The organism is Flavobacterium sp. PL002, from assembly GCF_054165825.1.
In genome coordinates this window covers 1,454,048-1,478,596 of the sequence record NZ_CM135110.1, presented here as the reverse complement: position 1 = coordinate 1,478,596, position 24,549 = coordinate 1,454,048, and the positions used below count along the sequence as shown (strand labels likewise).

At 33.1% G+C, this 24,549-nt stretch carries 20 protein-coding genes and 1 tRNA gene; 7 read left to right on the top strand and 14 right to left on the bottom strand.

Features of this window, described 5'->3' with window-relative positions:
* Positions 1-28 precede the first annotated feature (28 nt).
* The 6 genes from ACVEGE_RS06455 to ACVEGE_RS06430 all read right to left on the bottom strand — a co-directional run bounded on the left by ACVEGE_RS06455 (position 29) and on the right by ACVEGE_RS06430 (position 6,974).
* On the bottom strand, positions 29-565 hold the full coding sequence (locus ACVEGE_RS06455; RefSeq protein ID WP_192499786.1) for a hypothetical protein: 537 nt from the start codon (positions 563-565) through the stop codon (positions 29-31).
* 73 nt (positions 566-638) lie between these two features.
* Positions 639-1,583, bottom strand: coding sequence for a DMT family transporter (locus tag ACVEGE_RS06450; protein ID WP_192499785.1), 945 nt, complete (start codon positions 1,581-1,583; stop codon positions 639-641).
* A gap of 1 nt (position 1,584) precedes the next feature.
* Positions 1,585-2,409 carry a Rossmann-fold NAD(P)-binding domain-containing protein gene (locus tag ACVEGE_RS06445; protein WP_192499784.1) on the bottom strand — a complete coding sequence of 275 codons (825 nt, stop codon included), beginning with the start codon at positions 2,407-2,409 and terminating at the stop codon, positions 1,585-1,587.
* Between the two features lie 271 nt (positions 2,410-2,680).
* Entirely contained in the window at positions 2,681-5,074 is a 2,394-nt protein-coding gene (locus ACVEGE_RS06440) for a M20/M25/M40 family metallo-hydrolase (protein ID WP_225738032.1), read from the bottom strand.
* Positions 5,075-5,100: 26 nt separating this feature from the next.
* Positions 5,101-5,448: a hypothetical protein gene (locus ACVEGE_RS06435; protein WP_173851743.1), complete on the bottom strand. Its 348-nt coding sequence runs from the start codon at positions 5,446-5,448 to the stop codon at positions 5,101-5,103.
* Positions 5,448-6,974, bottom strand: coding sequence for a carbon-nitrogen hydrolase family protein (locus tag ACVEGE_RS06430; protein WP_173851745.1), 1,527 nt, complete (start codon positions 6,972-6,974; stop codon positions 5,448-5,450). The genes ACVEGE_RS06435 and ACVEGE_RS06430 overlap by 1 nt, the downstream gene beginning before the upstream one ends.
* A 212-nt stretch (positions 6,975-7,186) precedes the next feature.
* On the opposite strand from ACVEGE_RS06430, the gene ACVEGE_RS06425 reads away from it, so the two are divergent.
* Positions 7,187-7,519, top strand: coding sequence for a single-stranded DNA-binding protein (locus ACVEGE_RS06425; RefSeq protein ID WP_173855469.1), 333 nt, complete (start codon positions 7,187-7,189; stop codon positions 7,517-7,519).
* A 79-nt stretch (positions 7,520-7,598) separates the two neighbouring features.
* Here the strand turns inward: ACVEGE_RS06425 and ACVEGE_RS06420 are convergent, their stop codons facing one another.
* The 5 genes from ACVEGE_RS06420 to ACVEGE_RS06400 all read right to left on the bottom strand — a co-directional run bounded on the left by ACVEGE_RS06420 (position 7,599) and on the right by ACVEGE_RS06400 (position 13,787).
* Positions 7,599-8,858 carry an OmpA family protein gene (locus tag ACVEGE_RS06420; RefSeq protein ID WP_173855470.1) on the bottom strand — a complete coding sequence of 420 codons (1,260 nt, stop codon included), beginning with the start codon at positions 8,856-8,858 and terminating at the stop codon, positions 7,599-7,601.
* 243 nt (positions 8,859-9,101) lie between these two features.
* Entirely contained in the window at positions 9,102-9,791 is a 690-nt protein-coding gene (locus ACVEGE_RS06415; RefSeq protein ID WP_192499783.1) for an HAD family hydrolase, read from the bottom strand.
* A 9-nt stretch (positions 9,792-9,800) separates the two neighbouring features.
* Positions 9,801-10,712: a DMT family transporter gene (locus ACVEGE_RS06410; protein WP_192499782.1), complete on the bottom strand. Its 912-nt coding sequence runs from the start codon at positions 10,710-10,712 to the stop codon at positions 9,801-9,803.
* A 96-nt stretch (positions 10,713-10,808) separates the two neighbouring features.
* Entirely contained in the window at positions 10,809-12,929 is a 2,121-nt protein-coding gene (gene metG, locus ACVEGE_RS06405; RefSeq protein ID WP_192499781.1) for a methionine--tRNA ligase, read from the bottom strand.
* A 429-nt stretch (positions 12,930-13,358) separates the two neighbouring features.
* Positions 13,359-13,787 (bottom strand): CPBP family glutamic-type intramembrane protease, encoded by a 429-nt coding sequence (locus ACVEGE_RS06400; RefSeq protein WP_370566930.1) that lies wholly within the window; start codon positions 13,785-13,787, stop codon positions 13,359-13,361.
* A gap of 470 nt (positions 13,788-14,257) precedes the next feature.
* Here ACVEGE_RS06400 and ACVEGE_RS06395 point away from each other — a divergent pair, with 470 nt between their 5' ends.
* Positions 14,258-15,388, top strand: coding sequence for a mycothiol transferase (locus tag ACVEGE_RS06395; protein ID WP_192499791.1), 1,131 nt, complete (start codon positions 14,258-14,260; stop codon positions 15,386-15,388).
* A 159-nt stretch (positions 15,389-15,547) separates the two neighbouring features.
* Here the strand turns inward: ACVEGE_RS06395 and ACVEGE_RS06390 are convergent.
* A tRNA-Trp gene (locus tag ACVEGE_RS06390) sits at positions 15,548-15,618 on the bottom strand.
* 437 nt (positions 15,619-16,055) lie between these two features.
* Here ACVEGE_RS06390 and ACVEGE_RS06385 point away from each other — a divergent pair.
* Together ACVEGE_RS06385 and ACVEGE_RS06380 are read left to right on the top strand one after the other, a co-directional pair.
* Entirely contained in the window at positions 16,056-16,214 is a 159-nt protein-coding gene (locus ACVEGE_RS06385) for a hypothetical protein (RefSeq protein WP_173838925.1), read from the top strand.
* Positions 16,215-16,354: 140 nt separating this feature from the next.
* A complete protein-coding gene (locus ACVEGE_RS06380; RefSeq protein WP_173851763.1) occupies positions 16,355-16,894 on the top strand; it encodes a DMP19 family protein in 540 nt (179 codons plus the stop codon).
* 70 nt (positions 16,895-16,964) lie between these two features.
* Here the strand turns inward: ACVEGE_RS06380 and ACVEGE_RS06375 are convergent, their stop codons facing one another.
* Positions 16,965-18,575 carry a DUF1501 domain-containing protein gene (locus tag ACVEGE_RS06375; RefSeq protein ID WP_173855475.1) on the bottom strand — a complete coding sequence of 537 codons (1,611 nt, stop codon included), beginning with the start codon at positions 18,573-18,575 and terminating at the stop codon, positions 16,965-16,967.
* Between the two features lie 11 nt (positions 18,576-18,586).
* Positions 18,587-20,404, bottom strand: coding sequence for a DUF1800 domain-containing protein (locus ACVEGE_RS06370; RefSeq protein ID WP_192499779.1), 1,818 nt, complete (start codon positions 20,402-20,404; stop codon positions 18,587-18,589).
* A gap of 357 nt (positions 20,405-20,761) precedes the next feature.
* On the opposite strand from ACVEGE_RS06370, the gene ACVEGE_RS06365 reads away from it, so the two are divergent.
* The 3 genes from ACVEGE_RS06365 to ACVEGE_RS06355 all read left to right on the top strand — a co-directional run bounded on the left by ACVEGE_RS06365 (position 20,762) and on the right by ACVEGE_RS06355 (position 24,492).
* Complete coding sequence (locus tag ACVEGE_RS06365) at positions 20,762-23,026, top strand: heparinase II/III domain-containing protein (RefSeq protein WP_225738030.1); 2,265 nt, start codon at positions 20,762-20,764, stop codon at positions 23,024-23,026.
* Positions 23,027-23,036: 10 nt separating this feature from the next.
* Entirely contained in the window at positions 23,037-23,387 is a 351-nt protein-coding gene (locus tag ACVEGE_RS06360; RefSeq protein WP_458008631.1) for a cupin domain-containing protein, read from the top strand.
* Between the two features lie 241 nt (positions 23,388-23,628).
* A complete protein-coding gene (locus ACVEGE_RS06355) occupies positions 23,629-24,492 on the top strand; it encodes a polysaccharide lyase family 7 protein (RefSeq protein WP_458008630.1) in 864 nt (287 codons plus the stop codon).
* Positions 24,493-24,549 lie beyond the last annotated feature (57 nt).

Sequence of the window (24,549 nt, the reverse complement as noted above, 5' to 3'; positions counted from 1 at the left end):
TGCATATATGGCTTTTTTATTATTTATTCTATTTGTTTAACGGTTTCCAAGTTCCTTTTTTAAAATACATATTATTAAATTTTTCGGAATAAAACACCAAATAAAAATCCCAAGTATTTCTGTAAATTGTTGGATTACTTTTCATTATATGAATTGTTGGTTTTTCCATATTAATTATTAACCTTTCGGAATTCCAAGGCCTAACTGTTGAGATTGTTCCAATATATGTTTTTACTACTTTGTCTTTTTCAGTTTCATAAAAGTATAATTTATCATCCTGCTTAATTTCAAATCTAAAATGGTCATATTGCCAATTTGATTGTTTTCCTGGGAAAAAGCTTTTATCGATAATATACTCTCCATAATAATCACTTTTCTGCAATTCTTTTTTGGAAGTAATAGTTTTAGCTGATTTAGAAAAAATAATAAGAGCAATAATTGCCAGCCACATAAATCCAACTATTTTGCCAACTATTTTCTTTTTTGAAAATGCCCAAACTAACAAAAGAATTAATGTTATAGGTAAAATAATAAAAATTAAAAATAAATTAAAACCAAATCCCATCTTATTTAATATTTAAAAATTATTCAAATAGCTCGTTTTTGTTCGATTCTTAGTTAGTTGATAAACAGTTATGTTATACTTTATTGGCTAGAGCTAACTTGCGTGTTCTTCTTATGGAACGGTTAACAATAAATAAACCAAATAGGGTGATTGTGCCTCCTATGGCTATGGCAGCATTTAGGGATTCGCCAAAGAGTAAAGCGCCTAACAATATGGCAACTATAGGGTTGATGTACGCGTAAATACTACTGATTTCTGGCGGTAATTTTTGCAACATGTAGACATAAGCAATAAAAGAAGTTATTGACCCTACAACGACTAAATACGCAATCGCATACCAGGAAGTAGCAGGAATAGAACGCATGCTAACGGCCATCCCTGTGGTTTCGGTTATTGTTAATAGTAACGTACTCGATATAAACATTTGCAATCCTAAACTAAAATAAGGGTTAAATGTAGCGGCCTTTTTCTTAGTGTACAAACTACCAAACGCCCAAGTTATCGTTGCAATAATTGACAGCATAATCCCGAATCTAAAATCAGCTTGTAAAAAATCAGATAAATGATCATAAAAGATAACACAAACACCGCTAAAACTAACCACTAAACCTATAATCGCTAATCGGGCTAATTTTTCACCTCTAAAAAAAGTAATGATAACAATCCATAATGGGAAAATGGCGTTTAAGATCGCTCCCAGTCCGCTACTAATGTATTTTACTCCCCAAGTACTTAAACCGTTGCTAAGCGCAAAATTTAAGATACTCAAGATTAATATTGTTTTCCATTGTTTGCCTTTTGGCCAAGGTGCTTTTTTAAGTATGAAATAGAGGATGTATAATCCGCCACCTATAAATTGTCGTATTGCTGCAAGTTGTAGCGGAGGCATGTGTCTAACGCCTTCTTTGGACGCGATCCAAGTGGTTCCCCAACAGAAACAAACCACAGACAACGCGAGTATTGGTAGTCCGATAGTTGTGATACTCTTCGTGACTCTAGTTTTAATTTTTGTTACCACTTTAAAGTGTTGTATTGGTAAAAGTATAATTTAACATTTTTACTAATTTATCACTATCAATTGTTTTACCAGCTGATGCTTCTTCGGTATTAAATGTTGGCGGAATCAAGTTTTTTTCTATCGCTTTTTGTGTGTAATATTCTTTACGAGTTGGGTGGTAAGGCGCTACGGCATTAAAATTTTCTCCCCAAGTATTCGTAGCAATAATTTTCAATATGATCCCAATGCAGTCTTTTTGATCAATAAGGTTTATTGGGGCATCTGGATTTGCTACATTTTCTTTTCCTGCTAAAAATCGTGCAGGATTACGATCTTCACCAATCAAGCCGCCAAATCGCAGAACGGTTGTTTTAAAATGGTTGTTTTTATGTAACAATTCTTCAATTTCTAATAGCTGTTTGCCACTTTCTGTAACAGGTTCTGGTTTTGTGTTTTCATTTACAGTAGTATTTACATCACCATAAATGGCTGTAGAACTCACAAATAGTAAGTTTTTAACAGATGAGGTTGCGATAAAAGGCAATGAATTTTCAATTTTTTTTACAAATGAATTTGCATTCGCATCCGCGTAGTCTTTATTTTTTCCTCGTAATTTAGGTGGAATAGCAATAATTAATGTGTCACTTCCTGCTAAGAAATCAGGAAGATTATCAGGAGTACCATTGATTTCTAACGCGAACACATAGGGTTTAATTCGTGCTTTTTCTAATAATGCTACTTTATCTATAGAAGTAGTTGAACCTTTTACGGTAAATTCTTTTTCAATTAAAGCTTTCGCCAAAGGCAAGCCCAACCATCCACAACCTAAAATGCTAATTTGTTTCATAGTACACTCAATATAAGTTGCAAAAATAGTGTAAATCAATAGTATTTATACTAATAACTGAACAATATAGTCTAGCCTAGTTTTTGTAACGTTAAGCTCTGTCTATATGTTATTAGTGGTTTTAGTATAGGCTTGTACTGTTTTATAAATAGCATTAGTAGATGTTAAAATTCGAAAATATTTTTTTTAAAATAAAACCTCAAATTCACTCCTTATAAAAGTGAATTTGAGGTTAATTTCATTTTTAAAATACGGTCATCAATTGATAGGCTTATTGTACTGAGCTATCAATTACTTTTAAAACAGCTGTTTGGAGAATATTTTTGGTTATTGGTGCAGCATTTTCAGTATTTTGTACATTAATTTTGTTTGGTTTAATTTTTTCTGAAAGCACTACTGCGTCAGTCAATACAAAAGGTGTTGGCATCATCCAGCTGGCTCTTTTTGCCATTTGAAATAAAGGATTTTGCATTAAATCAAATGAGGACTCCATTAATTCCATGTCTAACACTGTTGTTTTAGGAATCGAAAATTCCATTATTAAAGGTTCGTTGTCAACAACATAGTAGCTTAGTAATCTTCGTCCTTTTCGGTTAAATTCAGTTCCTTTTTGCTCTAATTGGATTGCTCCATTAGCTTTGAAATTTTGGAATTTCATTTTTTCATCTGCAAAAATATCATAACGGTTTACTTTTCGAGTAGGAGCAATTTTTATTTTTAAATAACGGTTGCCGCCTACAGCGGAGTCTTTAAGAAAGGTGATGTATGGTTTCGAAATATTTTTAAGAGGGGCATGGGCAACATAGGAAAAACCAGAATTGTATTTACTGTATAAGAGGTTTTTATTGATTGTTGTTGCTTCTTTTGGGTTTTTACCAAGATAGTTTTTTGTCCAGAAATCTAAGTTCTTATCGTAGGTTGCCCAATGTGCTTTTTTAGTATCCGCATTATAAAGGTATACCAAGCTGTTTGATTTGGCTTTCCCTGCTTCATATCCAGAGTAATAATGTGCTTTCGCAAAAAATACAAAGCTGACCAATAAGAAAAGCAATGACCAAATCCCTTTTTTGCTAAAAGCGCCAAAAATAGGAAGAAGTAATGCAAAAGTTAAAACCGTTAATACAGCACTACCGTAAAGTATTTTTAAACCCAAACCAATGGGTAGCATTTGTATTAGTGGTGCAATCAATAGTAAGGCTGGAATTGCTAATAATAGATTCAACAGATAACCTGATTTTTGAGTAATTATAAAATAAGCAAAACTTAATAACCCACAAAAAACTGGAATGATTAAAAATCCAGCTCCTTTTAAATAAATTGCTAAGGTTGCATTAATTATTATCCATAAAAATAATGGCGCGACGTAATGATTCATTGTAAGTTTCTCAATAGAAAAACGCTGATAAAAGGCAAAACTTATTCCTATACTCAATGCTACAAAGGCTGCAATGTATTCATGACCATTATAGGTAAAACCGTCAAGTAAGTCGTTGTATTGTGGATAGAATAATAAAAGTAATTGCCAGCCAATAAATACAGTAAAAAACGTAGTAATTATAGCTCCTAAAAGCGGTAAAAAACCTTTAATAATTTCTGGGAAACACAATAGCTTTTTAGCAACACCTAAAAAAACAAAAAACACAAATAATAGTAGTGAAATAATTACCATTGGTGTAACCCAGCTAAAAGGATAATTAATTAAGGTGTAAGGTATGCTAAAGTAGATGTTGTCTTGTGTGGTGGGTGTGGTGTCTAAATTAGCATTTGAAAAATAATTTAATAATGGCATTAGATAAGCACCTTGATGAGCAAGGCTGCTTTTGTCAAGATTTTGGATATTATCTTGTGCGGTATGATAATTATAGTGACCATCTATGAAAGCAAAATTATAGCCTTCGATATTTCCTTTTTCTCTAAAAACGGTTAGATCAGTATCGTTAGGTAGCATTTTGTAAATGCTATACATAAGAGAGTTTGTTACCGGGAAAGTTATTCCTGCAGCGGTGAATTCTTTAACGAGATCTGCATTGCCGTTATTTGTTTCCATTAGCATGTAACTAGGACCTGATGATCCTCTTGCCTCAAAGTTTAAAACGATACCTACCTCTTTTGCCCATTGATGTTTAGTTACAAATAAAGCCGCACCATTAAGCCCTAATTCTTCGGCATCAGTAAAGAGTATAATGATGTCATTTTTATGCGGTTTTTTGTTGTGTTGAAAAGCACGAATACCTTCAAGTATTGTAGCTACTCCTGAACCAGCATCGCTAGCGCCTTTAGAGAAGGAGTGTGGAGCGCTATCATAATGAGATAATAACAGTAATGCTTTGCTATTAGATGTTCCTTTTATTCTGGCAAGAATATTTTTAGATTTTACTAAATTTCCCCAATCGGTAAGTGTGTATCCTTCTTGAATACTCGTTTCTATTCCTAATTCATTTAATCTTGCTTGAAGATAGCGTGCAACTTCTTCATGATTTTGTGAACCTACATAATGGGGTTCTTTTGCAATTGCTTCTACTTGTGTAAAAGCCTTATCGGTAGAGAACTCTGATAACGTGCTGATGTCGTTAGTAGTCCATTTCGGCATCATTGTAAAATAGGTTATTCCTAAGATTAACAGAATAAATAAAATGCTTATTAGCGAGGTGAAACTTTTTTTCATGGGTTATGATTGGGGGGTTGTGGTATTTAAATGTCTTTTTTCACAAGCATTATGTAGTCATTATCTAGTAACATGTAGCCTTGATCGTACAGAAAGTAGTAGGTGTTTCCTGTTTTGGTGTTTAAGATGTTAGTAAAAAAAACAAAATCAAAACCCTTGCTAAGTAATTTAGCTCGGGTTGTTTTTGATTTTCCTTCGATATTGATTTCAGATAGTATGCGGTAGTTTTTGCGTAATTTATTGTTAATATTACGCATGAAATTATTACTGTCTTTGTTTATTTTGTTGTTATAGGCATTGCGACAGCCATCACTACAAAACTTTTTGTCTTCCCGACCCACAATTTTTTCACCGCATTCTAAGCAATTTTTCATCATTTTAATTTTTTCAAACTATACAGATCGTGTCGTCGGTCTTTCATAGTGTTTACACTTCCATGTTCGTGTAGTTCTTTTAGTAAGTTCATATCTACATCAACAATTAATGTCATTTCGGTATTTGGTGTTGCTTCTGCTTTAACACCGTTACTTGGAAAAGCAAAATCTGATGGTGTAAAAACCGCAGCTTGTGCATATTGGATATCCATATTATTTACTTTAGGTAAGTTACCTACACAGCCTGCAATGGCAACATAGCACTCGTTTTCAATTGCTCTTGCTTGTGCGCAATGTTTTACACGAGTATATCCATTTTGAGTATCTGTTAAGAAAGGGACAAATAAAATATTCATTCCTTGGTCAGCCATTAATCGAGAAAGCTCTGGGAACTCAACATCATAGCAAATTACGATACCTACTTTACCGCAGTCTGTATCAAATGTTTGAATGACATCACCGCCAGTAATTCCCCAATGGAAAACTTCGTTTGGGGTAATGTGTATTTTACGGTACATTTCGTTTGTACCATCACGCTTACAAAGAAAACCAACGTTGTAAACATGTTCGTTTTCAATAAAAGGCATGCTTCCAGTGATGATATTGATATTGTAGGAAATAGCAAATTCTTGAAATTTTAACCTTACAGCCTCAGTATGTTTAGCTAGTTCTCTAATCGCCTCTGCTTCGGATAAGTGATTAAAATCAGCCATTAAGGGAGCTGTGAAAAATTCAGGGAACAAGGCAAAATCACTTCCATAGCCTGAAACGGCATCAATAAAAAATTCAGCTTGTTCAAAAAGTGATTCTAAATTAGGTAACGAACGCATTTGCCATTGGATTAATCCAAGTCTAACGACACTTTTAGTAGTGTTGATTAATTTAGGGCTGTCATCATAGTAAATATTATTCCATTCTAATAGCACCGCATATTCTAATGATTCAGTATCTCCTTCTAAATAATTCTTAAGCACACGTAGTTCGTGAAAATCATTGCTTAATTGAAAAGACAGAACGGGATCATAAACCTCTTTTTTCTTTACTTTTTCAATGTATACTTTAGGTGTGATTTCATTTTTATATTTTCCATAATTCGGAATTCGACCTGCAAAAATGATGGATTTTAAATTTAATTGTTCACACAACTCTTTTCTAACATCATATAAACGTCTACCTAATCGAAGACCACGATACTGTGGGTTAATGAATACGTCTATTCCGTATAGAACTTCCCCAAGAGGGTTGTGAGTAGAAAAAGTAAAGTTACCAGTTACGGCTTTATAAGTTCTAGTTTTAAAAGCATATTCTTCTGTAACTAATAGGGATAGAGCAGAACCAACAACAATACCGTCTACAACAATTACTAATTGTCCTTCAGGGAACTTTTGTAATAAAAGTTCTATTTGATCTTCTTTCCAAAACGATTCGGCCATTTCTGGATACGACTGAATCATTGATTTTTTTAATTCTTTGTAATCGTCAATTTGTAGATTACGTAATTCTATTGATTTAATATTTGTTGGCATAAATGTCTTATAATTTTAGCTAATTTACGAAAAAAAATAGCCATTTACAAACGTTTACAATTATTTACAACCGAAAGTAATTGATTGCTAACCGAATAAATTTCTCAATGTGACGAATCTTTGCAGTGTTGGAATCAATTAATAATTTTTTCAATATAAAAACACAAAAAATCTGAAATGAGTTCAGATCAACACATTTAAATTTATACGCCATGAATGCATTAAGAAACAAAGTTCAACTAATTGGACATTTAGGAAGCGATCCTGAAATCAAGAATTTTGATGGAGGAAAAAAATTAGCCAATTTTACTTTGGCAACAAATGAAAGTTATAAAAATGAAAAAGGAGAAAAAGTAGAGGAGACCCAGTGGCATAGAGTGATCGCTTGGGGTAAAACGGCTGAGCTGATCGAGAAATATGTTACAAAAGGTAAAGAGATAGCGGTTGAAGGTAAATTAACCCACAGGAGCTATGATGATAAGAATGGGGAGAAACGTTATGTGACAGAAGTTGTTGTAAGTGAGCTGCTTTTGCTAGGAAAGTAATATTTGTTTAGAATTTGTTTCATAAAAAAAGCCCTAAAAGGAATTTCCTTTTAGGGCTTTTATGTATTCTAAGAAAGAATTATTTTACTTTGAAAGTAACTCTTCGTACTAATTTTCTAGCTAATTCTGAATCTTTATCTACAGAACTATCTTCACCAGCTGCAACAACTTTTAATCTTGATGCATCAACATTCGCTTTTAGTAAAATTCCTTTTACTGTTTCAGCTCTTGTGTTAGATAGCTTGTCGTTGTAAGCAGTTCTTCCAATTTCGTCAGCATGACCAAAGATCTCAACTGAAGATGTAGGGTTGTTTCTTAAATAAGTTAATATGAAGTCAATTCCTTCAGTAGAAACATTTGTTGGAGTCGTTTTGTTAAAATCAAAATAAGTAGCAACATATCCACCGTTGATTAATTTACTAATTAATTCGTTGTTGTTTAAAACTGGGTTGTTGTCTGTTTTGCTACCGTAAGTTTTTAATAAATAACTTTCTAATTCGTCAGGTACATTGTTATTGTTTAAATCAATAGCTCTTCCTTTAGAATCTACCATTACACCAGAAACAGTGTTTGGCTCTAAATCTAAATAATCAGCAATACCATCTTGATCAGAATCAATCAACATAGTTTCTAATGTGTCAACTCTATTTGTTAAAGCTAAAACGTCTTTATCAATTAAAGTAACCCAGTCAGCATGTTTTGCTTGTTTACCTAAGTATACAGTTACACCAACAGTACCGTTAAAAAGAACACCTTTAAAACCTCTTGCGTTGTAAGCTCCTGCAGCGTCAAAAGTTGCGTCTTGAGCAGCGTTGATAATAGTAGTAAAATCACCAGTTAAAGCAATTCTGTTAGAGATTTTAATTTGTCCAGTTACACCAGCCATAAAATTACCCATTCTGTCTTTTAATGCAGAATTTTGATCTTCTAATTGCGCTAATCCAAAACCAGCATGTCCTAATAAACCAATTGTATTAGTCCAAGTTTCAAAGTTCATGATTCTACCTAAGTTAGCTACTGCTTGTAAATCAGCTCTGTAGTATTTAGTGTCGAAATCAGCTGAGTTGCTTTTTCCTTCAAAACTGTTATAACCAACATCAGCTTTTAAACCAAATTTGTTGTTAAACATGTATCTTACCCCTAAATCTACTACATAAGGACTTGGAGTTGATGTAAAATAACCTGGAGTTAAAGCGTTTTGTGGTTTGTTAACACCACCTGCTACTTCAACAGACCATTTGTTATATTCTTCGTTTACTGTTTTTTTCTCAGGAGTTGTCTGAGCACTAATCGTTGAAAATGCCGAAGCAAAAACAAACGTAAGTATTAAATTTTTCATTTTTTTCTGGTTTTAAATTTCAGCAAAAATACGACATAATGTTTAATCAGAAATTGCTATATTGTAATTGTGTAATATTTAGGTATAATTCCACAAACAGCCCGTGTTTACTGTCAAATCAGTAGTTATTTGTGTTTTTTTTTAGGAAAAAAAACATTTTAACCTTGCAAATTATTAAAAAAAACTGAGTTTATGAAATAATAACAAGATTTTTTTTAATATAATTATGTTAAATATGCCTGTTTAGGTCAATTTAACTAGGACATGATTGATTTTTGGGTAGGTTGAAAAGTTGGTATGCTCAATTTTGTGATTTATTTTTTCATGTGCCCAAGTAGTATGAAAAGGAACGTGAACAGCATGGCCACCAATTTCTAAGACAGGTAATATATCCGATTTTAATGAGTTTCCTATCATAAAAAATTCTTCGGGTTTTATATCGAGTCTTTTAATAAGGTCTAAATAATCAATTTCTTGTTTGTCCGACATTACTTCTATATGATGAAAGTATTTCCCCAACCCTGATTTATGTAATTTTCTTCGTTGATCCAGTAGGTCTCCTTTTGTAGCAACTACTAATTTGTACTTGCCATATAAAGCATCGAGAGTTTCCTCTACACCTTCTAATAACTCTATTGGCTTTTCGGCTAATTCTTTTCCGTATTGTATGATCTTTTCAATATATTCTACAGGAATGGTGTTGTTTGAAATAGCCATTGCGGCTTCTATCATTGACAAGATATATCCCTTGATTCCATACCCATAAGTTGGTAAATTATTAATTTGTGTTTTAAATAACTCTTGTGATATGCTTTGTTTAGAGTGATAATCACTCATTAAGGTGCAGAACTTTTCTTCAGCTTCAGCAAAATAAGTTTCGTTGACAAATAGTGTGTCGTCAGCATCAAAGGCTATTACTTTAAAATTAGTCATGTTGTTTATTTAGTTAGAAGAAGGTGTACTTCCTTTTGTATTAGTAAAAGTGTTTTTTATCGAAAGTGTTTTGGTGTAAAAAGTGATTCGGATTCCTATTAATAATATAATCCCTCCAATAATCATATTCACAGTTATCTTTTCGTCTAGAAATAACCAAGCTAATATTGAGGTCAATACTGCTTGCCCTAGTAAACTAAGCGAAACTCTTGTAGGTCGCATGTGCTGGGTAGCATAACTTATCGATAGCCATGCCATTAATTGACAAACTACTGCTTGAAGAAATAGTACAAACCAACCCATATCTGAAAAACCTGAAAAGGGTTCGTTCATTAGTAAACAAGCAATAGCTAAATAGACTGAGGAAGCCAGCAGGCTAATGGTCATAAAAGAAAGTACATCAATGTGAGTAAGCGCTTTTTTACTTACTAATAAATAGATGGAGTAAAATATTCCTGATAATACGGCTAAAATAAACGCATTGTCAAAATCTAGTTCTAAGAAAAATTTGAATCCTACTAGCATTGCCATCCCAAATAAAGCTACTGTAGTTCCAATCCAGAAATTAGTTGCAGGCTTTATTTTTAAAAAAACGTAAGATATTATTCCCACCCATAAAGGCGATAAATTAGTAAGTAACGATGCTTGTGTAGCACTTGATTCTTGAATAGCAATATTCCAAACCGCAACATCCGAAGCGAATAGCACACCACAAATAATGGCTAAAAAAATATATTTTTTTTGAGGGAGCTTAAACTTTTTAGTAATTAGCATATAAGGAAGTAATAACGAAAAAGCAATTGCCATCCTGTAAAACGCCGAGATCAATCCTGGAGTCAGTTTTAGTTTAACCAATATTGGAAAGATAGAAATACAAAGTATTCCGAAGGCGAGTGCTAATCTAGGTTTTGCATTGGTCATTTCTAGTCATTATTAAAAACACGAATTTCACTAATAGTACACAAATAAATTGGTATAATTAGTGAAATCTGCGTCTGTCTATTTTTTTATTTTTTCTTAATTGATAGTCTCACCATTAGCAACACCATCAAAACCTGTACTGAGCGAAGTCGAAGTATCTGGATGAACAAAAACTAGTTTTCCATCGGTATTTGTTGTCATCAAAATCATTCCTTGACTTTCTACACCGCGAAGATTTCTTGGAGCTAGGTTGACTAAAACAGTTACTTTTTTTCCAATGATATCTTCCGGCTTAAAACTCTCTGCAATTCCCGAAACAATGGTGCGAACGTCAATACCTGTGTCTACTTTTAATATCAAAAGCTTGTTTGCTTTTGGCATTTTTTCTGCTTCAAGAATTGTTCCTACTCGAATATCCATCTTGGCGAAATCATCAAATTGAATCGCTTCTTTTTGCGGTTCAGCTTTCTTATTCTCAGCAATATTAGCTGTTTTTGTTGCTTCTAACTTGTCAATTTGTTTCTGAATTTCTTCATCTTCAATTTTGGCAAACAATAACTCCGCTTCTCCTATTTGGTGACCTGCTGGTAATAAATCCGAAGTTTCTGAAATCGTGTTCCAAGTAATCTCGACTCCGCTCGATTTGACATTAAGAATGCGTTTTAATTTAGTTGCTGTGAATGGCAAGAACGGCTCACAAAGCGAACTCAAAGCTGCGGCAATTTGTAATGCTACATACATTTGTGTTTTTACACGCGCTTCGTCCGTTTTTATCATTTTCCAAGGCTCTTCATCAGCCAAGTATTTGTTTCCAAGTCGGGCTACATTCATCAATTCTCCTAAAGCTTCTCTAAAACGGTAACGCTCAATCGAACTCGAAATCACCGCGGGATACGCTTTTAATTCCGCCAAAGTTTGCAAATCTACTTCTGTAAACTCGGTCATTCCTCCTTCGGGGGTTAGGGGGATTGGAGCAGGAACAATTCCGCTGTAATATTTGTTAGTTAAAACTACCACACGGTTAATGAAATTCCCGTAAATAGCTACTAATTCATTATTATTTCTGGCTTGAAAATCTTTCCAAGTAAAATCGTTATCCTTTGTTTCAGGTGCGTTTGATGTCAATGCATAGCGCAAAACATCTTGTTGGCCTGGAAATTCTTCTAAATATTCGTGCAACCAAACTGCCCAGTTTTTAGACGTTGATAATTTGTTTCCTTCTAAGTTCAGGAACTCATTTGCAGGAACATTGTCTGGCAAAATATAACTTCCTTCGGCTTTTAGCATCGCGGGGAAAATCACACAGTGAAAAACAATATTGTCTTTCCCTATAAAGTGAACCAACTTAGTATCTTGATCTTTCCAGTACGGCTCCCATTCTTTTCCTTCGCGCAAAGCCCATTCTTTAGATGCTGAGATGTACCCAATAGGCGCATCAAACCATACATATAATTTTTTTCCTTCGGCACCAGGAACTGGAACATCAATTCCCCAATCCAAGTCACGTGTTACTGCACGAGGCTCTAGTCCGCCATCAATCCATGATTTTACTTGTCCGTAAACATTAGGTTTCCAGTCGCTTTTATGTCCTACTAAAATCCATTCTTTCAAGAAATCTTCGTAACGATCCAAAGGTAAAAACCAGTGTTTCGTTGATTTCATAATTGGCGTTTCTCCCGTAATTGTCGATTTTGGGTTAATTAAATCGGTAGCATTCAAGGTTGATCCACATTTTTCGCATTGATCACCATATGCTTCTTCGTTGCCACATTTAGGGCAAGTTCCAGTTACAAAACGGTCAGCCAAAAACTGATCTGCTTTTGCATCATATAATTGTTCGGTTACTTGCTCGATAAAATCACCTTGTTCATATAATTTTTTAAAAAAACCTTGAGCGGTATCATGATGAATTTTAGCCGAAGTTCTCGAGTAATTATCAAATGAAATCCCAAAATCAACAAACGATTTACGAATAATACCATCATACTTGTCAATTACTTCTTGCGGAGTAATCCCTTCTTTTTTGGCTTTCATCGAAATAGCAACACCATGTTCGTCGCTTCCGCAAACAAACAAAACGTCTCTACCTTGCAATCTCAGGTAACGGGAATAAATATCAGAAGGCACGTAAACCCCTGCTAAATGACCAATATGAATAGGTCCATTAGTGTAAGGCAATGCCGCTGTAATCGTATATCTTTTTGGATTCTGTATCATGTGTTGATAGTGTTGTTTTTTATTTGTCCCATGTAATTCACTAGCGCTCATTTCATGATTCTATTTAATTGAGTGCAAAAATAAGGAATTATTTTTTGTGTTCCTGAGCGCATTCGAAGGATTAGGAGCTATTTCCCGCTATTCGTTTCAATCTTTTACTTTTTAAAGAAAAAAGTAAAAGGATTTCCACTGCTATCGGGGCTATGGGATTTGGAATTTAGAAAATATTTAGGTCGAATATACAAGTCATTGCGAGGCACGAAGCAATCACACTTAGTACTTCTATGTAAGCTTACTTCTAGCCATATTAATTTGGTCGGTAGTGCCTGAAGTTTAGTAAATTGATTTACGAATCAAAATCTTTAATCTTTATGTCATTAGTTCAATTATTCAATTGCAAGTAATCAATCAATGGTATTTTGTTGCTAATTAGTAATGTGCGAAATATTGGTAACCAACTACCATTATAAACGGAATGGTATTATTTATACAATGCATCAATATTGAATATTTTATCCCGTACTTATTGGCAATATAGCCTAGGTAAAAACCACCTAATACTCGAGGTAAAACTTTTAATACAGTATGTGTATCTAGAATAGGATAATTACTTAAATGCAAAAGTCCAAAAACAATAGAAGTTAAACATAAAAAGAATAAAAAATACTTTGATATAAAACAATTGAAAGTTCGCCTAAATTCTAAATTGAAATATAATAGTAGGCTCAAAATGATTAGTCCTACTAATAGCGGTATTAATATCCAAGGTTTTGAAATAAAAGTAAATAGAATAGCAGTTAAACATAATGTCCATAGTGTGATATTTAATTTATTATGTACAACAAATACACCTCTCATTGAAAATTCTTCAATTATCGGTATTATTACTATAAAAATCAGTAGTTTTTCAGGTGTTCTTAAAAGTTTTAAATCATCTGCATCAAATATTGGCTTATTAAATAGAAGATACGTTGAAATTAAGAAAATAATGGTTATTACAAACAGACTCAAAAAGAGGTATACAAAGTCGAAGGTCCAATCCTTCTTTATAAATTTATTACTAAGCTTTTGTATGGTCATAGGTTTTGGTGTTCTAATATTTTAAGTCTTATTAGGATGATGATGTTACTCTTTTAAAAAAATAACTGTTGTGGAGTTTAGAACTACACACATGTTTTAGTGTTGGTAAACCTACTAAAAAAATTGATGATAGATAAGATTTCCCTACATTTAAATGATTTGTATTTGTAAGTAAATGGTGTTAAATCAAAGTTGTTTTGCTCTGAATGTACTATATTTACTTTTTTTATTTTAAAATAATGTCATATATGAAAGTTGCATCACTATTAATCTTTTTTTTAAGTTTTATTAATGTTTATTCTCAGACTAATAGGACTATTTCTCGAGATTGGATTTCTTTCAATCAAGCGATAGATATTCAAACAAAAAAAAACAAAAAATTTAAAATAGTTGCTTCTGTAAAAGTTGCCTCTGATGAGCCAAAAGCTTGGGCTGGTGTATGGGCTCGCGAGAACACCAAAAATGGTGAGAATGGTTTTTTTGATAATATGAATGATAGACAAATTAAGTTAAATCAATGGCAATCGTATACTGTTGAAGGCACTATAACTAAAAATTCTAAAACATTAACCTTTGGTGGTATTTGCAGTTACAATGGTAAATTCTACTTTGATAAATTTGAATTATTTATTGAGAATGATAAAGGGGTTTTAGAGGCTGTTGCAATTCTTAATCCGAGTTTTGAATTGGTTGTAAATGAAAATGAAATTCCAAAATGGAATTTAGGTACCGCAAATAACCAAAAAATTAAAGTTAAAGAATTTGTTATTACATCTAGTGATGTTAAGAGCGATGGTAATTATGGATTATTAATTGAAGGAAATGGGATAAAAATTAATGAAACTGGAAAAATTGGAAATATTGAAGGAGCTTCACCTCAAATTGGTGCGATGATTTCAATGCTGGAAGATTTAAAAAATCGTGTTGAACTTACTGTTAAAAATATGGATAGATACGAAATTGATTATCTGCATGATGATAAAGCTAATAGAATTGGAGCCTTGATAATGCATCTAGCTGCTGCAGAAGCATACTATCAAGTTTATACTTTTGAAAACAGAGAGTTTAACGAAGAAGAAAAGAAAAAATGGGAGGTAGCTTTAGATCTAGATAAAGGTGGTCAGAATGAGTTTAAAGGTCATGATATACAGTATTATTTAGATATATTTGATGAAGTTAGAGCAAAAACGATAACCGAATTAAAAAAAAGAGACGATGCATGGTTTGCTGAAGAGCACAAGCAAGATGAAGTGACAAATCAATATTGTTGGTTTCATGTTATGGAACATCAGTCAGGTCATCTCGGTCAAATTCTATTTCTTAAAAAACGAATCCCACCTGAATTGGATTTAAATTTTGATCAAAAACTAAAAAATTAGAAAAGTATTTTATCAATTGAATCCAATATATAAAACTTAATACGACGTTTGCTTACTTATTTTTTGAGCAGATGTTGTATTAACTGTAGCATTAGCCTCTATTTTAAACAACAAAGTCTAAGGAATAATCCTTAGACTTTGTTGTTTAAATCTTGCTTGCACGGGCGGAGGGATTCGAACCCCCATCAACGGTTTTGGAGACCGCTATTCTACCCTTGAACTACGCCCGTAGTAATGGCAGAACGAACTGCTTTCAAGGGGTAAATATAGTGTTATTTGGGACAAAAACTAATAGCAATGACTCGCGATAGCTGATAAATTTTCAGTATTTCTGTAAAGGTTTGACCATCAGATAATATTTTTTAATTTCAAATAAATAATCTTTTCTTATCAGTTATAAATACGGGCAAGATTTGATTGTAAAAATTTTTGAAGTAGCTATTAAATCATACTATCTTATACTTTTAGTACAGTTAATAGTATCATTAATGTTTTGATTTACTACGGAAGTATATTTCGAATAATCTTCCCATAAAAACAACTCTATCTATTTCTAAATTTGGTTTGATGTCGCTTTTTATTTTTTAATGAGTGTGTTGTTTTATCTTTGCCAAAAAATAAGAATTATTGCTACACAATTCAGTTCAAATTTTGATACCAACACGTTATGGCAAAAGGACCCGAAAAAAATACTAAAAACAAAGCTTTGCATACTAAACTGCTTAATCGTAAGAAGGCCAAACTGCAGGAAGAAAAGAAAGAAAAAGCGTTACGCATAAAAGCGCTTGTTACTAAAATGAATCAACAAAAGAATAGTGAGCAATAGGTTTCTTTAATTTAGTAGCGCAACATGCTTAAGCTGCTTCCTTGACCGTGATGAAGTGGTGCTAAAAAAATTGCGTTAATCTGTATAAAATCTGTAGTAAATAAGCGAAATTTGTCATCAATTCACTAAACAACATTTAAATGGAATTCGGAAAAATAATTATTTCAGAAACGGCCGCTACTAGCGAAAACCCACAAGACATTATCAACTCTAATATATCAGTAATCAACCTAATGCGTGAGGAGAAAATCGACGACGATTTAATTCATGAAGATGCATTAATGAGTTATTATTTGGATTATTATACCTCACAATACACCGAAGGAAATTTTGCTCAGTTTGTGTACAATTCAAAATGGAACACAGAATTAAATGAATTGATAGAAGAAGGTTTACAATTGTTGGGCGCTGAGAAGCATTTGGAGTTGTTCCAGCAACAATGCAAGAAGGTGAAATTAATGAGCTCTGTAAAAAGAGAGAAATTTTTTAAAGGAAAACTAGAAGGAGTAAATCCGGTAAGAGACGTGATGAACAGCGATACTTTTTTCGAAATTGAAGAAAATTTAGTACAACTAAATGCGGCCTTTCTACTATCTCATCCAGATACTGTAGTACTTTCTGTAGATGCTATGTTTGCCACTTTAGAAGAGTTTGTAGGGCACGAGATAAAAAGAGCGTAGTTTAAATTAATCATTGTTCAAATAAAATAAAAAGGTGTAGCATAATTATAAAGCTACACCTTTTAGTGTTTTATGAAATAATCAATTTTGTATTGTGTTTACTATTGTTGTACTCAACTTGTAAGATATAAATTCCTGTTGCTAAAGCATTGTCTAGAGTAACAGTTAAGAATGTTCCGTCAACGCTAAATTCGTTTTTGTAAACCAGTGATCCTAGCATGGAGTAAAGCTTTAGATTAATAAACCCTTTTAACGATTCTCCAAAACGAATATTAACTACGTGATCAATAGTTGGGTTAGGGTAAATCGTCATGAAGTTACCGCCTTCTATAGGGTTAGTATCTAATGGGTTGGTATTAAAAATAGGAATTTTTGCAAAACTGTTTCCTAGCACTTCTGTTGCTTGCGCTTCACTCATACATAACCAATCTTGCATAATCGAGGAATATATTTGACGAAAGTCAAACTGCATTTCAACTTGATCGTTTACTGCCGCATTCATAGGTAAGTCGGGTGATTTTCCTATCATTCCAGCTACTGGTTCGTCTGTTCCTTTTACTGCTGACGGACTCGTATTTAGTGCTGCTCCAAAGAAAAACACCGGTGCCGCTGCACCATGATCAGTTCCTAAACTAGCATTACTTTTTATTCGTCTACCAAATTCACTAAAAGTCATTCCAGTTACTAAATCTTCCTTACCCATTAACTCTAAGTCTTTCTGGAAAGCACCAACTGCCTGTGATAAGATGCTCAAATTTTCTCGGTGAGAACCTTTCGTTTTGTCTGAAGCTTCTACTTGCGCACTGTGTAAATCAGAAGTATTGGGGTGATTTACAATATATATAGGTGTTTGTAACCCACCATTGATAAGTTTTGCGACAATATTTAATTGGTCTGCTAATTTATTTGAGGTTGGATAAGTTGCCGTTTGTGCTTGAGGGGTGTTGTAGGCTTTTTGGATTGCTGCGCGGTAAACATTACTTTGATCTTTCATTAATCTTAAAAAGGTCAACTCTGTACCATAATCTGAATTAGGAGCAGGGTCTGTAATTTGGTTAATTACATTTAAAAGCGATGTAGGATCAGGAGCATTATACCCCATATTGATGTTGGGACCTTGCAATGAAAACGGCAAAGTTGAACCTATTTGAATTGACAATGGATCTGGCATATCGCTATTAGGATATCCCACAGGAAATTCAGGGTATACTTTGTCTAAGGCCCTTCCTAACCAACCGCTATTTAAATTTTTATCACTATCTGATGCTGTAAACCAAATGTCAGTAGCTCTAAAATGGCTGTAACTAGGATTTGGGTAAGATGCGCCTTGAACGATCATCAATTTACCTTCATTGTATAAGTTTTTCATCTCTGGCATACCAGGATGCAAACCAGTAGTTGTATTGTTAGACAACGGTAAAACCGAAGATTGATTCATTAAAATATTAGATCGGGCATTTTTTAAATTCTCCCATTTATCAAGAGGAAAAACAGTATTTAGTCCGTCATTTCCACCATTCATTTGTATAATTACTAAAATTTTCCCACAGTTAACCGCTGCTGTTGCTAGGGTTTCAAGCGAGTTGCTTTCTAACATTGAGGACGCCATTACTGGAATACCGTTTAACGCTAAAGGGATGGTAGCTATAGCACTTGTCTTTATAAAACTTCTTCTTTTCATCTCTTTATTATTTACATTAATTCGTATTCAGCTAGCTGGGTAATAGTAACTAGTAATGATTTTATCCTTGTTTGGACTGTTTTTTTGTTTGTAGTATTTGATGTGTCGCTTAAATAGGAGTTCCAAGCACTTGTCCAGTAATAATTAGTTACTTGGTTAGATAGTAAAGACTCTATTTTAATTAAATCTTTTTGCTCAGTACTCAAGTCAATTGGAAGTAAGTAAGTAATACATTCAGCTACTAATAAATCAGGATCAGCACATATAGCAGGATCAAATTGTTGTACAAAAGCAATTAAATCTACTTCCATACGCGTAGTTAATCCATTGTAAGTAAGGTTATATCCATTAAAAAGGCGGTTTAAGAAATCAAATCTTTTTTGAGTCGTACTGGAGTTGATCCAGTATTCATGGAAAGAAGGGTTTTGATAATAAGCGACCCAGCCAGAAACATTAGGTACTTTACCTATACTTTGTTCTAAACCAGTACAAATTGTATTATTAAAATAATGCCACACTCTGTATTGTGCTTCAAGATTCGTAGCATCGGCAACATTATAAGGTAGGTTGAATGTTCGTAAACTTCCAATAACTAAATCAAAAGGCGACTTGATAAAAACACCTCTATTTGCCATGTCGTAAAAGTGTTGACTTTTAAATAGTTGGTCTAAAACAGGTAGGATGTCCCAATTACTAGCGGCAAAAGTTTTAGCTAATGGAACAATAATTGTTGATTCTATAGTGTCATCAATGTCATAGTAAACAAAATAACGGTAAAGACGACGACAAATATATTCAGACACTACTTGTGATTTAGAAAAGATCATATCAATGAACTCGTCTAATTCCGTAGCCCCTGAATTCTTGATGATAGTGTTATTAAAGAAAGCAGAGAATTGTTTGTCGCTTTCTTCATGATTTGTTACATCAAAATTAGTCACTGGTATTGCGCCATCTAAATCTTCTACACGCCATCCGCTAAGCACTTTTGCAGCTTGAACAACATCAACTTCTGTGTATTTACTCAAAGGACCTTTACCTAATGTAAACAACTCCATGATTTCTCTTGCAAAATTCTCGTCAGGAGATTTTTTTGTGTTGGCGTGATTATTTAAGTAATACATCATGGCAGGATGTGTTGCCATGGTGCGAATAAGTGTTTTGAAATTTCCAGTAGGATTGTCTCTAAACATCTTTATGTAGGTATGCGATATTCGAGCAGAATTAGTTCCTGAATTTGGAAAAGGAGCAGCGCGTACTGTTTCAAAATCAACAGGTATAAAATGGTACCAGAACCAGGTCATTTTTTCCTTAATTGTACGGTCTTGATTACAAGCTTGTCCAAGGTTCCATTGCTCTAGTGAGTCTATTCTTCTTGAATTAGTGTTGAATTTTCCTCTTTCTAATGGGTCATTAGTCCAATCGGCACCATAAGCTAGTCCGTTTTCATCAGGTGAGTAATTGTTATAAGCATTTACGGGAGGAGTAGGAGCAGTGGTATCTACAGCTAAAATTCCGTTCACAGCATCAGTCATACTCATAGTAAGTAAACTGTCTAAATCAGCTTTTTTAAATCCGTAACCAGTTCTCTTGAGTAAGTGAATTGCTTCTTGTTTTCCCCAAGTGCCTGAATAAACGTTCAAGCCACTAGTTACTGGTGCAACTCTATCGGTAAGTCTATTGTTAAAATTAGTTGCGCTTTGGTATTTTCTACCATTAAATACTTTTCTGGAATACTTTTCAAATAAAGGGTCTCCTTTGGGTAAATTTGATTTGAAACTCTTTAATACTAGATTAAAAAGTTTTCTACGATTCAACGTTTTTGACATAGTAGTTTACTCGATTAATGTGAATTGATTTGCTTTTGTGTTTGGTATAACGTGTAAATACCTATTTTAATATTTATAATGCGAATATTTTTTATTAAACTTAATTTCATTGGGATAAAATCATTTTTAAGGATAAAAAATGCTTAAGTTGTATTGAATCTGTTTTTATTTTGATCTAAATCACTCTATTTAAGTTATGTTATGATTTTAACTATTTTATCTTGTTTTATTTACATTAAAAAGATTAAAGTTTGGGTATTTATTTTTATTTCTAAAAATTAATAATATATTTGGGAAACCAAATTGGTAAACCAATAATGTTGTTTCGTGTAACAATGTAATAATTACAACAAAATAATGATGATTTCTAAGAAAATAGATTGGTTAAAAATACTTTCTCTAGGATTACTTTTAATAATATTCCAAAGCGGAATGGCTCAGGGGCATCCTAGTTTAGTATTAACTAAAAAAGGAGTTCAAGAAATTAAATCAAATTTAGGTAAAGTGCCTCTTTTTGACGCATCAGTAGCTGAGGTTAAAAAAGAAGTAGATGCCGAAATAGTATTGGGAATTCTAGTGCCAGTGCCCAAAGATTTCTCTGGGGGTTACACACACGAGCGTCATAAAAAGAATTTTTTAATGATGCAAAAAGCGGGTGTTTTGTATCAAATTCTTGGAGATAAAAAATACGCAGTCTATGTCAAAGAGATGTTGATGGCTTACGCTAAATTATATCCTACGTTACCTTTACATCCTCAGGAACGTTCTTATGCTCGCGGTAAATTATTCTGGCAGGCACTTAATGATTCTAATTGGTTGGTATATACTAGTCAAGCATATGATTGTGTTTATGATTTTATAGGTGCTAAAGATAGAGCTATTCTAGAAAAAGATTTATTCAAACCTTTTGCTGATTTTATTTCGGTAGGTTCCCCTCAATTTTTCAACCGTGTACACAATCACAGTACTTGGGGAAATGTTGCTGTAGGGATGATTGCATTAGTAATGAATGATGCTGAATTGTTAGAAAGAGCTTTGCATGGTTTGAAAGAGGATGGTTTAAAAGCAGGAATGAAAGATAATGATGGCGGATTAATTAAAAAAGAAGGTCAAAAAACAGGTTTCCTAGCAAATGTTGATGAGCCTTTTTCTCCTGACGGATATTATAATGAAGGGCCGTATTACCAACGCTATGCGATGTATCCTTTTATGATTTTTGCAGAAGCATTACAAAACACTAAGCCCGACTTGAAGATTTTTGAATATAAAAACGGAATCCTAAATAAATCAGTTTATGCCTTGTTGAATTTAACCAATTCTAATGGAGAGTTTTTTCCTTTAAATGATGGTCAAAAAGGAATGTCTTACTATTCAAGAGAATTAGTTTCGGCAGTAGATATTGCGTATTTGTATGGTGGTAGAGACCCTTCGTTGTTGTCTATTGCTGAAAAACAGGGGCGTGTACAATTAGATAATTCAGGTATGGCTGTGGCTTTGGCAATTAAAAATAATTTGGCTAAACCATTTGTGAAAAAATCAATCGATTTATCTGACGGTTCTGATGGTCAACAAGGTGGAGTGGCTATTATTCGAGATAAAATTAACGATGATGAGCTGACTTTAGTAATGAAATATGCTGCTCAAGGTTCTAGTCATGGGCATTTTGATAAATTGTCTTTTTCTTATTACAATAACAGTGATGAGGTGTTGCAAGATTACGGTTTGTCTAGATTTGTAAATATCGAACAAAAAGGCGGTGGTAATTATCTAAAAGAAAATGGTACCTGGGCAAAACAAACTATTGCACACAATACAATTATCCAAAATGAAGTTTCACATTTTGAGGGTGATTTTGAAAAAGGTAATTTGTTTTCGTCTAAAAAATATTTATATGATGTGAATAATCCAAAATTACAAACGATAAGCGCTATTGAAGACAATGCCTATCCAGGAACTAAAATGCACCGTACAATGGTTATGTTAACCACTGAAGGATATGAAAAACCATTATTGTTAGATATTTTTCAAGTAAAGTCAGATATCGAAAATCAATATGATTTGCCTTTTTATTATTTAGGACAAATGATTTCGGCAAATTTTAAATACGAAACACCAAAAGTATTGGAGCCTCTAGGAAAATCATTTGGATACCAACATTTGTGGAAAGAGGGAATAGGTAAAGCTACAGCAGAAAACACTAAGTTCTCTTGGTTGCATAACGGTAGTTTTTATACGTTAACATCAGCAACAAAGGTTGATGATGATTTGTTATTGGTTCGTTTAGGTGCTAATGATCCTGATTTTAACCTTCGTAGAGATCCTGGTTTTATTATTCGTAAAACCAAAGCTAAAAAAGCAACTTTTGTAAATGTTATAGAAACCCATGGTAGTTATAGTCCAGTGACTGAAAATGCATTGAATGCTACAAGTGCCATAGCAAACCTTGAATTAGCTTATGAAGATGACAATTATGTAGCCGTAACTATTGAAAATAAGAACGGTACAGTTTGCTTGTTTATTTTAGCAATAACAAATAATGCAATAGAAGAGCAACATACATTAGAAATAAAAGGTAAAACCTATTCATGGGTTGGAGCACAGTACAGTACAATAATTAAATAAATAGAACGATATGCAAAGTTTTGGAGCAAGTAAAGAATTTTTAATAGGAGATGAGATCGCGTGGGAAGTAGTAGGTGAAGGTGTGAAACGTAAAATCATGGGTTATGATGATACGATCATGCTGGTAAATGTAGATTTTAAAAAAGGAAGTATTGGTCCTTTACATGAGCATTACCATGCGCAAGTTACTTATGTTGTAAGTGGTGAATTTGAAGTAACTATAGGCGATGATAAAAAAGTATTAAAAGGGGGTGACTGTTTTTACATTCCGCCTCACGTAATGCATGGTGCATTATGTTTGGCTGATGGCGTTTTGATTGATGTTTTTAGTCCAATACGTGAAGATTTCATGAAAAATTAATTAGTTCCCAACTAAATAAGTTAATTAATCCGCTAAGTATTTTAGATACTATTTAGCGGATTTCTTGTTGTTTGTCCAAATTTTTAAAATAAAAAAAGGGTTGCCCAAATCTATTTTTTGGTATTAATTAAAATTAACAATATTTTATTTTTTTTAATAGAAATTAGTGTCTATATTTGGTTCTCCAATCTGGTTAACCAGATTAAAAAAATACTAAGTCATTATTGATATTCTTTAAAAAATGAATTTAAAATTTTCTAAAACTGTGTTTTTTGCTTGCTTGTCAACAGTTATAATTGCTTATGGTCAGGAGATAAAAGGGAGTGGAAACGTAGCCAATATTGATTTGTCACATTGGGCAGTAACTACTCCAGCCGAAAATCCTGCAAAACCAGGTAAAACGCTAGATTTAGAGTATCCAGAAATTTTAAATTTTGCTTCTAATATTACTACAAATAAGTACATGTATGAGGATGTAAAAGATAAATCGCTTGTGTTTTATGCTTTTCCTTCAGGAACTTCTACAGCCAACAGTCATTTTTCAAGATGTGAGTTGAGGGAGACAATCAATATTGGTGATAAAAACACTAATTGGACTTTTGCTCAAGGCGGAAGAATGAAAGCTACGTATGCTATTGATAAAGTATCCAGAGAAGAAGACGGAAAATACAGTCGCGTTATTGTTGCTCAAATTCATGGAAGATTATCAGAAGAGCAACGCAAATTAATTGGTCAAAAAGACAATAATGCAGCTCCTATTTTAAAAATATATTGGGACAAAGGAAAGATTAGAGTAAAGACAAAAGTGCTTAAAAATCCTGACGCTACTTTAGAGGAACTATTGCCAGCAGATGCCTGGATAGATGATAAAGGAAGAAACTTTAAAGAAAAAGTAAATTTTGATAAGTTCACTATAGAAATTAAGGTTGCTGACGGTAAGTTAGAAGTTACTTTAAATGATTCCGAAACATTTGTTTATGACAATCCAAGTATAAAAAAGTGGGGTGTTTTCGAAAATTATTTTAAAGCTGGAAATTATTTTCAATCAAAAAATCCAAATTCGTTCGCAGCGGTAAAAATTTATGCTCTTGAAGCTTCACATTAAGGTTTTGTCTGTTTTTAAATTATCAATTGCTTTTGTATCAATTTGCCCACCAGTCTG

Bases quoted from the DNA above. Each gene is read 5' to 3' on its own strand.
- ACVEGE_RS06395 (WP_192499791.1), top strand. From the start codon at position 14,258: ATGAAAGTTGCATCACTATTAATCTTTTTTTTAAGTTTTATTAATGTT.
- metG (WP_192499781.1), bottom strand. From the start codon at position 12,929: ATGATACAGAATCCAAAAAGATATACGATTACAGCGGCATTGCCTTAC.
- ACVEGE_RS06430 (WP_173851745.1), bottom strand. From the start codon at position 6,974: ATGCCAACAAATATTAAATCAATAGAATTACGTAATCTACAAATTGAC.
- ACVEGE_RS06425 (WP_173855469.1), top strand. From the start codon at position 7,187: ATGAATGCATTAAGAAACAAAGTTCAACTAATTGGACATTTAGGAAGC.
- ACVEGE_RS06360 (WP_458008631.1), top strand. From the start codon at position 23,037: ATGCAAAGTTTTGGAGCAAGTAAAGAATTTTTAATAGGAGATGAGATC.
- ACVEGE_RS06365 (WP_225738030.1), top strand. From the start codon at position 20,762: ATGATGATTTCTAAGAAAATAGATTGGTTAAAAATACTTTCTCTAGGA.
- ACVEGE_RS06415 (WP_192499783.1), bottom strand. From the start codon at position 9,791: ATGACTAATTTTAAAGTAATAGCCTTTGATGCTGACGACACACTATTT.
- ACVEGE_RS06375 (WP_173855475.1), bottom strand. From the start codon at position 18,575: ATGAAAAGAAGAAGTTTTATAAAGACAAGTGCTATAGCTACCATCCCT.
- ACVEGE_RS06355 (WP_458008630.1), top strand. From the start codon at position 23,629: ATGAATTTAAAATTTTCTAAAACTGTGTTTTTTGCTTGCTTGTCAACA.
- ACVEGE_RS06380 (WP_173851763.1), top strand. From the start codon at position 16,355: ATGGAATTCGGAAAAATAATTATTTCAGAAACGGCCGCTACTAGCGAA.
- ACVEGE_RS06420 (WP_173855470.1), bottom strand. From the start codon at position 8,858: ATGAAAAATTTAATACTTACGTTTGTTTTTGCTTCGGCATTTTCAACG.
- ACVEGE_RS06455 (WP_192499786.1), bottom strand. From the start codon at position 565: ATGGGATTTGGTTTTAATTTATTTTTAATTTTTATTATTTTACCTATA.
- ACVEGE_RS06385 (WP_173838925.1), top strand. From the start codon at position 16,056: ATGGCAAAAGGACCCGAAAAAAATACTAAAAACAAAGCTTTGCATACT.
- ACVEGE_RS06445 (WP_192499784.1), bottom strand. From the start codon at position 2,409: ATGAAACAAATTAGCATTTTAGGTTGTGGATGGTTGGGCTTGCCTTTG.
- ACVEGE_RS06400 (WP_370566930.1), bottom strand. From the start codon at position 13,787: ATGAGAGGTGTATTTGTTGTACATAATAAATTAAATATCACACTATGG.
- ACVEGE_RS06440 (WP_225738032.1), bottom strand. From the start codon at position 5,074: ATGAAAAAAAGTTTCACCTCGCTAATAAGCATTTTATTTATTCTGTTA.
- ACVEGE_RS06435 (WP_173851743.1), bottom strand. From the start codon at position 5,448: ATGAAAAATTGCTTAGAATGCGGTGAAAAAATTGTGGGTCGGGAAGAC.
- ACVEGE_RS06410 (WP_192499782.1), bottom strand. From the start codon at position 10,712: ATGACCAATGCAAAACCTAGATTAGCACTCGCCTTCGGAATACTTTGT.
- ACVEGE_RS06370 (WP_192499779.1), bottom strand. From the start codon at position 20,404: ATGTCAAAAACGTTGAATCGTAGAAAACTTTTTAATCTAGTATTAAAG.